The 14,040-nt window shown below is 41.3% G+C and carries 16 protein-coding genes and 3 tRNA genes; all 19 read left to right on the top strand.

Translation table 11 applies throughout. The features are described 5' to 3' along the window. The first annotated feature begins 5 nt into the window (after positions 1-5). The 19 genes from BM146_RS17045 (at position 6) to BM146_RS16970 (ending at position 13,662) form a co-directional block, all read left to right on the top strand. Positions 6-539 (top strand): RNA 2'-phosphotransferase, encoded by a 534-nt coding sequence (locus tag BM146_RS17045; protein ID WP_074891654.1) that lies wholly within the window; start codon positions 6-8, stop codon positions 537-539. Positions 540-676: 137 nt separating this feature from the next. Further along, complete coding sequence (locus tag BM146_RS17040) at positions 677-1,753, top strand: ATP-binding protein (RefSeq protein WP_074891652.1); 1,077 nt, start codon at positions 677-679, stop codon at positions 1,751-1,753. After that, positions 1,750-3,120, top strand: coding sequence for a DUF2201 family putative metallopeptidase (locus BM146_RS17035; RefSeq protein ID WP_083413628.1), 1,371 nt, complete (start codon positions 1,750-1,752; stop codon positions 3,118-3,120). The genes BM146_RS17040 and BM146_RS17035 overlap by 4 nt, the downstream gene beginning before the upstream one ends. Positions 3,121-3,350: 230 nt before the next feature. Continuing rightward, a complete protein-coding gene (locus BM146_RS17030) occupies positions 3,351-4,262 on the top strand; it encodes a reverse transcriptase domain-containing protein (RefSeq protein ID WP_074891648.1) in 912 nt (303 codons plus the stop codon). 343 nt (positions 4,263-4,605) lie between these two features. Then, positions 4,606-5,340, top strand: a complete 735-nt coding sequence (locus tag BM146_RS17025) for a DUF6577 family protein (protein WP_074891646.1) — start codon at positions 4,606-4,608, stop codon at positions 5,338-5,340. Beyond that, the gene (locus BM146_RS17020; RefSeq protein WP_074891644.1) at positions 5,340-6,389 is read left to right on the top strand and encodes a nucleotidyl transferase AbiEii/AbiGii toxin family protein; all 1,050 of its coding nucleotides are present in this window, start codon (positions 5,340-5,342) and stop codon (positions 6,387-6,389) included. The genes BM146_RS17025 and BM146_RS17020 overlap by 1 nt, the downstream gene beginning before the upstream one ends. Before the next feature lie 201 nt (positions 6,390-6,590). Further along, positions 6,591-6,713, top strand: coding sequence for a hypothetical protein (locus BM146_RS20215; protein ID WP_278308525.1), 123 nt, complete (start codon positions 6,591-6,593; stop codon positions 6,711-6,713). 89 nt (positions 6,714-6,802) lie between these two features. Next, positions 6,803-6,873, top strand: a tRNA-Ile gene (locus tag BM146_RS17015). A 90-nt stretch (positions 6,874-6,963) separates the two neighbouring features. After that, positions 6,964-7,032, top strand: a tRNA-Pro gene (locus BM146_RS19670). Between the two features lie 222 nt (positions 7,033-7,254). Next, positions 7,255-7,330: transfer RNA gene (locus BM146_RS19665), tRNA-Ile, on the top strand. 286 nt (positions 7,331-7,616) lie between these two features. After that, on the top strand, positions 7,617-7,895 hold the full coding sequence (locus BM146_RS17010) for a hypothetical protein (protein WP_074891642.1): 279 nt from the start codon (positions 7,617-7,619) through the stop codon (positions 7,893-7,895). Beyond that, complete coding sequence (locus BM146_RS17005) at positions 7,892-8,737, top strand: ATP-grasp domain-containing protein (RefSeq protein WP_242949432.1); 846 nt, start codon at positions 7,892-7,894, stop codon at positions 8,735-8,737. Before BM146_RS17010 ends, BM146_RS17005 begins: the two co-directional genes overlap by 4 nt. 237 nt (positions 8,738-8,974) lie before the next feature. Next, complete coding sequence (locus BM146_RS17000; protein ID WP_242949431.1) at positions 8,975-9,286, top strand: DUF4298 domain-containing protein; 312 nt, start codon at positions 8,975-8,977, stop codon at positions 9,284-9,286. Continuing rightward, positions 9,274-9,462, top strand: coding sequence for a hypothetical protein (locus tag BM146_RS16995; RefSeq protein WP_074891638.1), 189 nt, complete (start codon positions 9,274-9,276; stop codon positions 9,460-9,462). The genes BM146_RS17000 and BM146_RS16995 overlap by 13 nt, the downstream gene beginning before the upstream one ends. Position 9,463: 1 nt before the next feature. Then, positions 9,464-10,345: a hypothetical protein gene (locus tag BM146_RS16990; RefSeq protein WP_074891636.1), complete on the top strand. Its 882-nt coding sequence runs from the start codon at positions 9,464-9,466 to the stop codon at positions 10,343-10,345. A gap of 163 nt (positions 10,346-10,508) precedes the next feature. Beyond that, on the top strand, positions 10,509-10,724 hold the full coding sequence (locus tag BM146_RS16985; RefSeq protein ID WP_074891634.1) for an immunoglobulin-like domain-containing protein: 216 nt from the start codon (positions 10,509-10,511) through the stop codon (positions 10,722-10,724). Between the two features lie 13 nt (positions 10,725-10,737). Further along, positions 10,738-11,337, top strand: coding sequence for a DUF1349 domain-containing protein (locus BM146_RS16980; RefSeq protein WP_013281275.1), 600 nt, complete (start codon positions 10,738-10,740; stop codon positions 11,335-11,337). 409 nt (positions 11,338-11,746) lie between these two features. Beyond that, positions 11,747-12,934 (top strand): AAA family ATPase, encoded by a 1,188-nt coding sequence (locus BM146_RS16975; RefSeq protein ID WP_242949430.1) that lies wholly within the window; start codon positions 11,747-11,749, stop codon positions 12,932-12,934. Continuing rightward, complete coding sequence (locus BM146_RS16970) at positions 12,931-13,662, top strand: hypothetical protein (protein WP_074891632.1); 732 nt, start codon at positions 12,931-12,933, stop codon at positions 13,660-13,662. The genes BM146_RS16975 and BM146_RS16970 overlap by 4 nt, the downstream gene beginning before the upstream one ends. Positions 13,663-14,040 lie beyond the last annotated feature (378 nt).

The raw sequence follows: 14,040 nt of genomic DNA, 5'->3' as shown, positions 1-14,040 counted from the left end.
ATCATATGAGCAATACAGATGTAAGTAAGTTTATAAGCTTAGTATTAAGGCATAAGCCAGAGACAATAGGGATTTCTTTGGATGAACATGGCTGGGCAGATGTGGATGATCTTATCAATGGAATATCAAAGACACATTATATCGATATGGAGATGTTGGAGGGTATAGTAGCTGCCGATAATAAGCAGAGATACACTTTTAATGAGGATCATACGCTTATCAGAGCAAATCAGGGGCATTCAATTCTGGTGGACGTGGAGCTTAAGAAAGTAGTTCCTCCGGAGATCCTTTATCATGGAAGCGCAGAGAAGTATGTGAAATCAATCGATGAGCAGGGATTGATTCCGAAATCAAGGCTATATGTGCATTTGTCCAAGGATTATGAGACTGCGGTAAATGTAGGAAAGAGGCATGGAAATCCGGTTGTATATAAGATAAAAAGCGGTCTTATGTCTCAGGATAGAATAGAGTTCTTTTTGTCGGAAAACGGTGTGTGGTTAACAAAGGCTGTTCCGGTGAAATATTTGGAGAAAATATAGAAATGTTTAGGGCCTCATCTTTTTCAAAATAGATGAGGCATTTTGCTGTCATTTTTATGGGACTAGTTATCGTGCATACTTGTATCATAGGGAATCATAGGGAATTATCAAAAGTGTAATGGCTTGAAAGGAATTATATGGCAGATTTAGGAATAAGAGAATTAAGTGTGGATCAGATGGTGTATATGCTGTCTAGGACCTATGTATCACTGATAAATAACGGAATTGCCTTCAAGGAGTTCCCGTCAGTAATGCTGTGGGGACCGCCCGGAGTTGGTAAGTCTCAGGGAGTCAGACAGGTTGCTTATGAAATTGAGAATAGAACCGGCAAGGACGTAAGAGTTACGGATGTGAGGCTTCTTTTGTTCAATCCCGTTGATCTTAGAGGAATTCCGACAGCCAATGAGGATAAGACGCTGGCTGTATGGCTGAAGCCTCAGATTTTCCAGATGGATGAGTCTGAAGAGGTTGTGAATATTCTTTTTCTGGATGAGATAACTGCAGCGCCTACATCAGTTCAGGCGGCTGCCTATCAGATTACTCTTGATAGGACAATTGGTGAGCACAAGCTTCCGGAGAACTGTATTGTAATTGCTGCCGGTAACAGGGTGACCGACAGATCTGTGTCCTACAACATGCCCAAAGCGTTGGCAAACAGACTTTGCCATTTTGAGATAAAAGAGGATACGGGGGCCTGGCATGAATGGGCTATCAGAAAAGGAATTCATCCGTATGTCGTAGGATATCTTGAGTATAGCAGCACTTCTCTAATCAGATCCGAAGGGATGGAACTGGCTTTTCCGACTCCAAGATCCTGGGAAATGGTCAGCAATATTCTTAACTACGTGACTGATGATGTGGACACGGTTCTTCCAATGATCATTGGGTGTGTGGGAGAAAAGAGTGGTAGCAACTTCAGAACCTGGACTGATATTTATGCCGGACTTCCTTCAATGAAGGATATTTTCAGGAAGGGAGAGGCAGACGTTCCTATGGAAAAAGAACTGCAGATTGCCCTCAAATCTATGATGGTGGATTACGCCAAGAAATGTCAGGATAAGGAACAAATTGATAATTCGATAGCATACTCCTGTAAGCTTCCGTGGGCGTTCAGACGAAGGCTGCTTAGAGATTATGTTGAGATTCCAGAGTTAAAAGAGATAGTTGAAGAGAACGAAGTGTATCAGACTGCTATTAGGGATAAGATGCAATGACTGAGCAAAGAAAACGACAACTAAAGAGGCAAATTCAGGAATCACGCTTTAGGTTAAGCCACATGTACAAAGAAGTTGCGGCTCCGCTATATAACATGATATTTGTCGCAACCAAAGATGTGTGGAGAATATCCACGAATGGTTTCTGCATCTACTTTGATCCAGATTGGCTTAAGAATCTTAAAGACCTTGAGATTGATTTTATCCTGTCTCATGAGCTTATGCACATAGCACTGAAGCACATTGATAGACCTGCCTATTACTACGGTGACAGATATCATTTTGCTGCTGATATAGTTGCTAATGGGCATTTGAATGTTCTTGGATGGAACTATGAAAAGATTGCGCATGTCGGAAAGATAAGGTATGAGACATATCTGCCTACTATGCATGGATCAAAGGTAACGGCCATAGATGCCATGAGGTATACGCCGATAGATCCTGCTGTATTTGAGACAAACAAGAGAAAGCAGCTTCTTATAGATTCCGATGAGTGGTGGAACAGGAAGGGTGATAGAGGTGAGTGCGGTGTAATAATCCTTGATCCCGATGATGTGGATCCGGATGACCTTGTTTATAACGGGCCGACCTATGGAGGAACACGTAGCAGATGGGGCGAGTTTTTTCCAAAATTCAACAATAGAGGCGTGCCTGTAGATGAAGAAGGAAGCGGAGCCGGGCAACAGGATGAGATTAAAGCTAACTCCCGGAATGTTAACAGAGAGCAGGTTAAGATGGCTTTAATGAGCCTGCGAAGTGGAAATCAGTCGCAAGAGGCTGGAGTGGATGAGGCTAATGATAAAAGAAATTGGTCCAGCATGGATGTCAAGGTCCTGGATTGGAGAAGCCTTCTCAACTGTTTTGTGCAGGAGGAGGTTAATGATTACTCTTTTACCCCGCCGGACCGAAGAATGCTTGATGGAGATTTTTTTCTGCCAGATTATAATGTGTGCAAGGAAACGGTTAAGGATGTCTATTTTATGGTGGATACCTCAGGATCCATTTCTGATGAGATGTTGTCCATGGCTTATGAAGAAATACACCAGGCGTTGGATCAGTTTAATGGTGCGCTCACCGGGATTGTAGCCTTTTTTGACATAACAGTTCACGGGGCAAGAGCTTTTAATAGTGTTGAAGATATAGTAAAAATTAGACCTCGCGGTGGAGGAGGGACTGATTATGAGAGCGTATTTAGATTTATTAAAAAGACTTCGGGCAATGCCTCGCCAACAAGTATTGTGATAATAACAGACGGTGAAGGAGTTTTCCCAGACCAGGAGGTAGCGGGTAACATTCCTGTGTTGTGGCTTTTTACTAAAGAGTGCATAGCACCTTGGGGCAAAAGTGTAAATGTAACTGACAGTTGATAGATTATTTGATTTGGTACTGATATGATAGTAATTAGCGGAACTCTAGCGTAGTCAACAAACGTTGGCACGAGTAGCGAGTCGTTACTCGGAAAAGATATTTGTAACATTATAATAGCAGCTGTTCCACTGTAGTAGGAGGCACGCTTCACGTGCTAAACTACAGCTCCACAGCAGCGATATTCTTACTGTTTTGTTCCGCTATTTCAAGAGAAGGGAGGGAAGTTAATATGGTTGTTTACAGAGAGCTTTCCTCCTTGTGTCATGATCTTGGTTACTCTGCGAGGGCCTTGTATACATTAAGTAACTCTGTGGCTGAACACTATCATGATGTCATGATTCCAAAGGCAAATGGAGAACAAAGGCTTTTGCATGTTCCTGACAAGTTCATGAAATCTGTACAGAAGAGCATTGCGAGAAATCTTCTTGCCTACGAAGAAATCTCACCTTACGCAATGGCTTACAGACCAGGTGGAAGCACAAGGGCTAATGCTAGACCTCACGTGGGTGCGCCGATGGTTATGAAGCTTGATGTACGAAAATTCTTTGATCACATAACGTACCCAACGGTAAAAGAAAAAGTGTTTTCATCAGAGAAATACTCAGAGTCAAACAGAGTGCTTCTTTCTGTCTTGTGTGTTTATAGCCACACCACACCTCAGGGGGCACCAACTTCTCCCGCTATTTCTAACATAATCATGAGAGATTTCGATAACCGCGTGGGTGATTGGTGTGACAAACGAAATATCTCTTATACCAGGTATTGCGATGACCTGACCTTTTCTGGAGAGTTTAATCCAAGCGAAGTAAAGACTTTTGTAAAAGAGGAGCTTTTCAAAGAAGGGTTTTTCCTAAATTCCAGAAAAACAGTGGTGCTGAGAAATGGACAACGGAAAGAAATTACCGGAATTGTTGTTAATGAGAAGGCATCTGTTCCTGCTGAGTACAAGAAGAGAATCAGACAGGAACTATTTTACTGTCAGAAATACGGTATTGATGAGCATGTTAAGAGGCTTGGATTATGTGAAAGCGGAGAATCATACGCTAGGAAGCTTCTTGGTAGAATCAATTATGTCTTGTCGGTAGAACCGGAAAACGAGGAGATGAAAAGGGGAAGAACTAATCTGCTTTTGCGGTTATAATAGTATTTCTAAGAAACGGAGCGATAGCAACGAGTAAATATGTTTCACTAAACAAACGAAGTAAGGACTGAACTGCGCTTAATGAATTGTTTAGAGAGATGATTAAGAGAGTTTAAAGCGTCAACCACAGGTTAAATGACAAATGAGTGTCCAGATGCAATAATTGTTATTGCGGGTATGAAATAATCTAATACCCATATCGGCAAAAAAATAAAAAATTGCCGATATGGGTATTGATAATTAGTGCAGAAACCGATATTATTAATGTACCCATATTGGCAAAATATCAAATTTTTGCCAACATGGGTAAAGGGGATTTGCTTATAGAGAAGAGGTGATATCGGTGGATACTAGCATTGTTCTGGACAAAATAAATAAAGATAACTTTACCAGGCGGGATGTGTTTGATGCTGCTTCAAGTACTAGGGAAGACTTCAAGGAATCTGATATGCGTAATCTGATGGAGGCAATGCTTGTTGGCGGAAGTATAGTCAGAATCGCGCATAATCACTATGTTCGCAAGGAGAGTAGTAAACAGGAATACAAGCCAGTTTATTCAGATGAAGCCAAGAAGCTGATCGAGGATGTAAAGGAGAAGTATCCATATTTGAATTTTCAGGTATGGGAGATTGCCTGGTTCAATGAGTTCTTAAACCATCTGGTATCACATAACAGGATATTCCTTGATGTGGAAAACGACGGGTGTGAGTTTGTGTATTCGTCTTTAGCTGATGATTATGGTGGGAAGATGCTATTAAGACCATCGGTTAAGGAACTTCAGTATTATTTACAGACTGACAGTATTATTGTAGAGCGTTTAGTTAGCGAGAGCCCTAAAGGGAAGATTGACGCCTATGAGGCTCCTATAGAGAAACTTATCGTCGAAATGTTTGCAAACAAAGCGCTTATGAGCATGATTTCTAAGGGAGATTATCCTGAAACGCTTGAAACTATTTTCAAGAAGTATAACGTTGACCAGACCAAGATGCTCAGATATGCACGCCGTAGAAATAGGAAGGACGAACTCGTTAATTATATAAAAGAACATACAAATATTAAATTGTTGGGAGAAGATTAATGCTATCAGAACAGAACTTTTCGCTTGAGCACATCGAGGAGGTAAGAGGCTCAAGGAAAGTAGATAAAACAATACTTGAGCGAAGTATTTATGCGCTTGGGCTGCTAGAGGCTCTTGCAAGAGTAGGCCTTCCGTTTATTTTCAAAGGCGGGACAAGTCTTCTTTTACTGCTGGATTCTCCTATGAGGCTATCAACTGATATTGATATTATAGTTGAACCTGGGACTGACTTTGAACATTACATTGAAGAGGCATCGAAGATCATTCCCTTCAAGGCGAAGGAAGAGCAGGAGAGAAAAAGAGCAGGTAGCATAGAGAAAAGGCACTATAAGTTTACATATGATTCACCTGCTTACGGAAGAGAGTTCTACATATTACTTGATATTCTGTTTGAGGAGAATCACTACGCAAGGACTATTCAAAAGCCGATAAAGAGTCCGCTACTGATAACTGAGGAGCCCTACATAAATGTTACAATGCCGACAGCTGACTGTATTATGGGTGATAAGCTTACGGCATTTGCTCCATATACCACAGGCATTCCATTTGGGATAGATAAAGAGCTTGAAATCATTAAGCAGATGTATGATGTCTCATGTCTGTTTGATGTATTTGAAAACTTCAATGATGTGCATGATTCCTACATGGCAACAGTCCAGTCGGAAATATCTTATAGAGAAAAAGATATAACCTACCGTGATGCGCTTTTAGATACTATAGATGCATCAGCTTGTATAGCGGGAAGAGGCCAGATAGGCAAGGATTATGAACTTTATCTGTCAGGCATCAGAGCGATAGTTAATCATATATTTGATGGAAAGTTTTCTGCCGAGATGGCTGTGACTAGAGCTTGCAAGGTTATGTATACAGCAGCATGTGTATTGACAGACTCTGAAATAAAAAGAATAGAGAGTACGGAAGAATACCTGAAGAGATCTATACCTGTAGAAAGATACAATAAGCTTTCTAAGATAAAGAGATTAGCACCGGATGGCTACGCATACGCTGTTGAAGCTATGGAGCTGTTAAAAAAATTTGAAGAAAAATAAAAAGTGCTTTACAAATATTCGGTGTGGTGTTAATGTAAATACATAGGAAGTGCCTGTCCTATTTATTTTGATGCAAACATCAATGTAAATACGCGGTCGCTTCCTTTTTTGTTAATCAAGATTATTAAAAAATTTGAGAAAGGTTAAGGTAAAAAGCTTTCAATGAGACAGATGATGACTTCTAAATTCATAGGCATATCAGTGACCAAGGCGTACGACTTCGCAGTTGATACGTTTGTTATTGATGCGCCCACATTTGGAACATCAACAGAAGCTTTAGCTATAGATAAGTACACCGGGACAGGTGGTAAAGTCCGATGTTAGACTGGCAAACAGGCACACCGGAATAAGATTAGGGTTTTAGGACTTGTCCCAAAGTGGATAGGTCCTTTTTTTATACCAAAGTTATTAGTGGGCAATAGTTCAATGGTGAGAGCGGGTGTCTTATACACATCTGATCCGAGTTCGATTCTCGGTTGCCCTATCAGAAGAGAGAAAGCAGGCACTTCCTTACTTCTGAATGCAAATCAATTTAATAAAGCAGAAGGCCACAGGCACGGCCTTCTGCAACTTCGAGAATGTGGTGTAATGGTAGCACGCTACGCTTGGGACGTAGAGGCGGCGTTCGAATCGCACATTTTCGACTGGTGCTTCTCATGACGCGGGAAGTTTAAATGCCAAACGTCATTAACAAGGCAGCCATATAAGGGCCGGAAGTCGCAATGGGGTGACGCTGGCTTTGCAATCCAGAGATGGCGGGGTCGATCCCCGTGCGTCCACTTATATGACTCTATGGTATAAAGGCTATTATGCCGGACTGTCTATCCGGAGATCAGAGTTCGATTCTCTGTAGAGTCGTTTATATTGCGGGGAAGTGGAACGGAATTACCATGCGAGGCTCATAACCTCAGCGATAGCAGGTTCGACTCCTGCCCCCGCGACTAACATTAGGCCGCAGATAATGTAATAATCAACCACAGGTTAAATGACATTATATGAGCATAGGACTAACATTTAATTAAACGGAATGTGCGCCGTCACACTAATCCGGAGGTGGTGTGAAAATCAGATGGGGTCCACCTTTAGGGCCTTGCCGTAATAGTCGGATTTTCAAATGAGGTGAGTCCTACGTGAAAGTGAATGAGATAAAGGATAACTGGGTTGACAAGATTACCTGGCTACCTGAAAGTTCGGCAGAACTAATACAGTAAAAGGTTGGAAAAAGAAATGAGAAAGTTAGCATCAATACAGAGAGTAAATGGAGTGTTTCCAATACCTGATGCAGACAGACTAGAGCTTGTCCAGGTACTTGGATGGAAGTGTGTTGGAGGAAAGAACGAGTTCCATGTTGGAGGCTTGGTTGTCTATTTTGAGATAGACTCTTTCCTGCCAATATGTGATGAGTTTGAGTTTCTCAGAAAGAACTCTTACAAGAATAATGAATATATGGGAGAAGGCTTTAAACTTAAGACCATGAAGTTTAGAGGAGAGATATCACAGATATGATTTTATTTCCATCCAGCTACTTTGATATTGATAAGGTGGATGAGGATTTACAAAAAGAATATGAGGCAGTAGTAGCAACAGGATTATTTGATGTGGCTCTATTTGGATATGATGAGTGGTTTAACAATAATAAGCTTGTTGTCAGATATGCTCCGGATAGCGAAATAACTGCAGTATATCGCGGATGGATGATGAAGCCTGATCAATATGAGAAATTCTATCAGAAACTTCTTGAGAAAAACATAAGGCTGGTTACTACTCCCAAGCAGTATGAACTGATGCATATCTTTCCTAATATATATGAGTATGTTAAAGCGGATACAGCAAAGATGTTTATGTATCCGCTTCATGCGCATATAGATGTTGAAGAGATTAAGCATTATTTCGACAGGTTTATGATAAAAGACTATGTGAAATCTGTTAAGGGAACGGAGTTCCCGAGATTCTTTGATCAGACTATCACGCAGGACCAATTTGATAAATGGATGGAGGTTTTCTACAAGTACCGAGGAGAATTGTTGACAGGAGGAATCTGCATTAAGGAATGTCTGGACCTAAAAAGATATGGAGAAAGGACCAATGAATACCGGGTATTTTACATTAATCATGAGATAGCTACTATTAGCAGAAATTCCGGGCAGGGTAATTATGTCTCTGAACCTCCTAGAGACTTGATGGAGAAGTATAGAAAACTTGATAGTCCATATTATACTATAGATTATGCAGAACTTCAGGATGGTGCCTGGAGAATCATAGAAGCTGGGGATGGTGAAGTGTCTGGCCTTTCAGACAATCAGGATTATGAAGCGTATTTTAGAGCGTTGTATCATTGCTTTAGATAGCCAAAAGGGAAGGGCTTTTTAAGAAGTACTTGACTTCGGAGCCGTGGGAGATACTGAATATGTAATTACAGGAGAGATTTACAGGTGGGCTGGAGAGTGTTCCAGTCCATTTTTTTGTGTGATGAATAGCACTGTTGGGGGTATAATGGATATGTTCAGTAAATGACATATATGAAGCCGCTGACCTTTTTATATGAGAAAAGACCAGCGGCGCTATTGTAGGGAGGACCCTCCGGTGTGTGGGGACCGAAGGGATGTGCGTTAATGGGGAAGGATTTTAAGCATATATCTGAGATGGAAGAGATCTTTGATAAGGTTCTGCAGACACAGAGTGCTTTTGAGAAGGCTATTGAGGAGTACAGAGAACTTCAGCCTGAGATTGAGAAGTTGGAAGCGTATTATTCCAGCAAGAAATGGAAAGAAGATTTTGCTGCAGATGAGAGCGGTGAGATTCCTGCAGATATAAAGCGGGGAGTGCTTTCTGAGGATGGTATTTACAACTTGCTGGAGCGAAATAGAGAAATAATGGGGATGATATGTGGAGAATAAAGCAGATTTTTGATGGGGACTATGGCTGCGAAGAACTGCAGCTAGGCCAAAAGCCCAAGGTGTCAGTTACTCTTGTGGATGATGCCGGCAATGAGAAATTTGTGTCAGTAGAAGACGAATGGCTTACAGAAAATGGATTAGATGTTGGCTCAGAGTGGCCAAAGGAGGAAATGTAGAATGCTTCAATTACCGAATCCTATTGGGGATGAAAAAGCGGATAAGATAATTACTGAATTTGTAAATTACAGGCTCATGGAGATCATGGAGGATATTATTCTCGATGAAGTTGTCTGGGGAATGGCTCAGAGAGGCGAGCTTGATGAGAGTGCGTCTACGAAGAGTTTTGATGAGCTTGTGGATTTAAAAGAGCTTATGCTTGATGATGAATTTGCAGCAGCTGTTTCCATGTCTTATCTGCCGGATAATTATCCTTTGGAAAAGGCAAATAAGAAGTTCTTTGGACTTTACAAGCTTCTCAAGGCAAAGAAGGAATATGTGCCGGATCTTACAACGGAATATGTTCTCTACAGCATCATTGAGAGCGAGATCGGTGAAGTGGATATGATCAACCAGGATATTGAAGATGGTCTTTTCGATGGTCTTGAGGATGATATGATAGATGGTTTCGATGAGGATTTTGATGAAGACTATGACGATGACGAGGATGATTTCTTCGGAGTTGATTTTGATGATGACGAGGAACTCAGCACAGTAGAAAGAATTCCTGAGCCTGACCGCAGTGTAGTTAAAAAAGCAGCCCTTGAATCCTACAAGGGAGATTTTGAAGGCGAAGAACTGGAGGAAACTGCTGAGTATCTGGTTAACTGCTATGAGGATCTTCGTGAATATCTTGATATATGTTTCTGGGATACGGATTGTCTTTTCCTGGATGATTATACAGAAGAGCAGCTGGCACAGTTGGATCTGAATGAGCAGTTGGGAATAGTTGCTGAGAAGGAAAAGAAGATAATTGAATTCCCGTTCCAGAATAAAGAAGGCAAGCAGACTCGTATCAAGGCAGAGCTTGATATAGATCCCTGGGATCTGGAGGATGAGTGATTGCACTAAGCGTTGGAGGATCCGTATGAAAAGATTATGTGTTGCTATGGTAATGCTTATGACGATTGCCGCTGTAGGTTGTGGAAACAATAAAGTGGCAGATGACGGAGTTGCTTCCAGCACAGTGAGTGAACCGTAAGCGGTTGAAGCCAGCACTCTTGGCGTGCCTACGGTTAAAGACGGAGTTTTTACTGATATCGGCTACAATATTCCAAAGAATGGGGAAGCTGAGATTGAAACTAACTGGGAATGGCTTTACGGAAAGCTTGAACCTGGAACATATAAGATAACCAAGACAGTTTTGGATTCAGGAGCTAGCAGCGAAGGGGATAACTTAAATCGGTATACTGTGAGCGCACAGTTTTTAATTGCCGGATGAGGGAGAATGAGATATGTTGAAATTCACTTGGACCAGAGAACCGAAGAGTTACAGCGTGACAGAGGATAAGATTACTGTGATGACATTGCCACATACAGATCTGTGGCAGAGGACGTACTATCATTTCAGGAATGATAATGCTCCTGTATTTCAAATGGAGACAGAGGAGAAGTTCTTTTCCTTTGTGGTGAAAACAGATTTTGCTGACAGCCATCACCGCTTTGATCAGTGCGGAGTTGTGATGTACCTGGATAGTGAGAACTGGCTTAAGGGCTCAATTGAGTATGAGAACGAGGAGTTCCAGCACCTTGGATCAGTTGTTACCAACCACGGTTATTCTGACTGGGCAACTACTGAGATTCCTGCGTCAGTGAAGTCTATGTGGTATAGGCTGAGCCGCAGAGAAGATGATTACTGTATCGAGTGCTCAGATGATGGAAATAAGTGGAAACAGATGAGAGTTTGCCATATGCATGAGGGTGCTGGCAAGGTGAGATTTGGAATATATGCATGTTCGCCGGAAGACAGCTCTTTTACCGCAGAGTTTACAAACATAGCCCTGACAGAGTGTGCGTGGAAGGCACATGATGGACAGAAGCCGGATGAGGGATGAAATGAATAATTGTTTAAGACCCCACCATGGGATGTGCTTTCAGTTCTATGAAGGCAATGAGTATGAAAAGAGTAATGATGAGTGCGTTGACACTGGCTCTTGTGTTGGGAGCAGTAGGATGTGGTGAAAAGAAAGAATGCCGCAAATTATCGATTGCATATTGATAATTTGCGGAATGTTTTTGCGGATATAAACGTTCATGATGATTAGATGAGTGATTTTTGAAAAAAAGGTAGTATCTAACTTGAATTTAGATAATGCATTACCGGCATGTTTTTAATTATTTAAATTCCTGAAAATGGCTTAAACAAAGGAATACTAAAAATTTAGATAGTCAATTTTTGCCAAAAAGTGATATACTGATATTGAATTTAGATAAGGCATTTTTCTTAAAAAGGAGCATTTTTAAATGAGCGAAATGAAACTTGGAAAAATAACTATCCAGAACTTCAAGTCGTTATATGATGTTTCGTTTGAGTCAGGCAGGGTCAATGTGTTTATTGGCGCTAATGGCTCCGGAAAATCTTCTGTGCTCGAGGCAATAGGTGTCCTTAGTGCAGCTATGACGGACAGGGTTAATTCAAGTAGTCTGCAGAGGAAAGGGGTGAGACTTAGCACTTCTGCTTTATACAAATCTAAGTTTTTGTCTATTGAAAAGGAATCCAAAACTGTTGACTTCGCTTTGGAATGGAAACTGGATGGGCATGATTATGATTACGTAAGTCATTTAACTGTTCCGAACGATGATGATTCATGGAAGTATTTTGCAGAAAGTGTTTCCTGTGACGGTGAAGCTGTGTATGGACGCAGTAACAGAACAAGTGCGCAGCTTAACAATAAGATTGGTTATTTTACGATATCTGAGTTACTTGCAGCAAAAGAATATGCTACAGCAGCCAGGTATATAGGAAACTATGGAATTTATCAGCCTGACACATTAACCCTAAGAGGAACAGTTGCGGATCCGGTGCAGATCAATCCTATTGGACTAAATGGTGGAAGGCTTGCAGAGGCAATACAGGATCTTCTTCATGAGGATGAGGGAGATTACATGTTTGGTTCAATGTACATGGAGGATATGCTTGAACTGATTGACTGGGCATCAGAATTTAAGGTCAGCAAACCAAAGAAAACAATCCTTAACCCTGGTGTTCCTACAACTCAGCAGATCATCGAATTTAAGGATAAATATCTGAAAGATACGACATCATTTACAGGCTATGATGCAAGCGAAGGCGCACTATATGTTTTGTTTATGCTGGCACTGGCTATGCATGAGAAAGCACCGCAGATGTTTGCAATAGACAGTTTTGACCATGCCATGAATCCCAGGCTTGCGCGTAAAGTTACGGAAATATTCAGCCAGAAAATAATCGAAGAGGGTAAGACCGTATTTATAACCACCCATAATCCGCTTGTTCTTGATGGGCTGGATATTTCAAATGATGATATCAGGTTGTTTACGACAGAAAGAAACAGGCAAGGGCATGTTGAGATAAGAAGAGTGCAGGTTTCGGATGAACTTCTTAAGATGAATCAGCCTTTATCGAGGCTTTGGATAAACGGAGTATTAGGAGGCGTTCCGGAGTTGTTATGAGTAAAGTTATAGGAATAGTCTCGGAAGGCCCTACAGATTATCTTGTCCTAAAGGCGGTAATAGACAGAATCACAGGCGAGTCCAACCGATATCTTTCACTTCAGCCGGAGCGAGATATGCTTGGGCGGTTTGGAAATGGCTGGAAAGGCGTATGGAGATGGTGTAAAGAAACAGAGTCTGTTTACACGCTGATGAAGGCGATTCAGCCCCAAATTGATGCCATTGTCATACAGATGGACGGAGACGTGATCAGAAAAGAAAAGGAAGCACATTGCCTCTGCGATGCAACAGTATGTGAAAATAAGGGAAAAGTGTTTCCTCTTTATTGTGACAAGCATGGTGCGGAATGTCCGGTAATCATTCCCTGCGAAAGCCATGAAAATGGAATTGAAGCTAGGATGGAGCACGGAGAGGAGCTTCTTAAATCTGCACTTGGAGCTGAAGATATGAGCCGGATTGCAATTACTATCCCATGTGACAGCACAGATACCTGGGTGGTTGCTGCATATGATGACATGGATGGTATTGAGACACGAGAGGATCCATGGAGAACTATTATAGCGAAGAAAAAAAGTTACCACGGCATTCGTGTAAGCGGCGATAAGAAAAATGTGCTTACGTACTCCATACTTGGCGATAGGGTAGCTGAGAACTGGAATGAAGTAACTCAAAAATGCAGATCTGCAATGAAATTAGAGCAAGACGTAAAGAGAGTTTTCGGGCTTTGATAATATCCGAAATATATCCGCAACGAATATGCGCGACAAATTGCGACGCATGGCGACGGATTGCGACAGAAAATCCATGGATTGCGACGTTTTGTCTATTGAAACCCCTATTTAGGGCATGTTATTATTATCATGGAAAAGGAAGCAGGTAAGAGCCAGGTGCTTCCTTTTTTCTTTGTGTAGCATCTTTAATAAAAGGGGCTGTCGCACTAAGTAATTAGTGCTCAGCTCCCTTTTTATGCCCAAAACACAAAAACCAGGCTTCGAAAAGCCTGGTTTTTGCTGTAAAATATATTTATGCTACTAAATAAAATCTTACAAGGAAATTATAGCCTTTCTTCCTTAAATCATCAAATAAAACTTCCGCTCGACATAGAC

This window comes from Butyrivibrio proteoclasticus (genome assembly GCF_900115735.1).
Taxonomy (GTDB): domain Bacteria; phylum Bacillota; class Clostridia; order Lachnospirales; family Lachnospiraceae; genus Butyrivibrio; species Butyrivibrio proteoclasticus_B.
Note: the sequence above shows the minus strand (reverse complement) of the source record. Positions and strands in the feature narration are given on the sequence as shown.

What these genes read in the sequence shown, in the direction of transcription:
- BM146_RS17035 (WP_083413628.1), top strand. Translation starts at nt 1,750, where the DNA reads ATGACTGAGCAAAGAAAACGACAACTAAAGAGGCAAATTCAGGAATCA.
- BM146_RS16975 (WP_242949430.1), top strand. Translation starts at nt 11,747, where the DNA reads ATGAGCGAAATGAAACTTGGAAAAATAACTATCCAGAACTTCAAGTCG.
- BM146_RS17030 (WP_074891648.1), top strand. Translation starts at nt 3,351, where the DNA reads ATGGTTGTTTACAGAGAGCTTTCCTCCTTGTGTCATGATCTTGGTTAC.
- BM146_RS17010 (WP_074891642.1), top strand. Translation starts at nt 7,617, where the DNA reads ATGAGAAAGTTAGCATCAATACAGAGAGTAAATGGAGTGTTTCCAATA.
- BM146_RS16970 (WP_074891632.1), top strand. Translation starts at nt 12,931, where the DNA reads ATGAGTAAAGTTATAGGAATAGTCTCGGAAGGCCCTACAGATTATCTT.
- BM146_RS17040 (WP_074891652.1), top strand. Translation starts at nt 677, where the DNA reads ATGGCAGATTTAGGAATAAGAGAATTAAGTGTGGATCAGATGGTGTAT.
- BM146_RS17020 (WP_074891644.1), top strand. Translation starts at nt 5,340, where the DNA reads ATGCTATCAGAACAGAACTTTTCGCTTGAGCACATCGAGGAGGTAAGA.
- BM146_RS17045 (WP_074891654.1), top strand. Translation starts at nt 6, where the DNA reads ATGAGCAATACAGATGTAAGTAAGTTTATAAGCTTAGTATTAAGGCAT.
- BM146_RS17005 (WP_242949432.1), top strand. Translation starts at nt 7,892, where the DNA reads ATGATTTTATTTCCATCCAGCTACTTTGATATTGATAAGGTGGATGAG.
- BM146_RS16995 (WP_074891638.1), top strand. Translation starts at nt 9,274, where the DNA reads ATGTGGAGAATAAAGCAGATTTTTGATGGGGACTATGGCTGCGAAGAA.
- BM146_RS16990 (WP_074891636.1), top strand. Translation starts at nt 9,464, where the DNA reads ATGCTTCAATTACCGAATCCTATTGGGGATGAAAAAGCGGATAAGATA.
- BM146_RS16980 (WP_013281275.1), top strand. Translation starts at nt 10,738, where the DNA reads ATGTTGAAATTCACTTGGACCAGAGAACCGAAGAGTTACAGCGTGACA.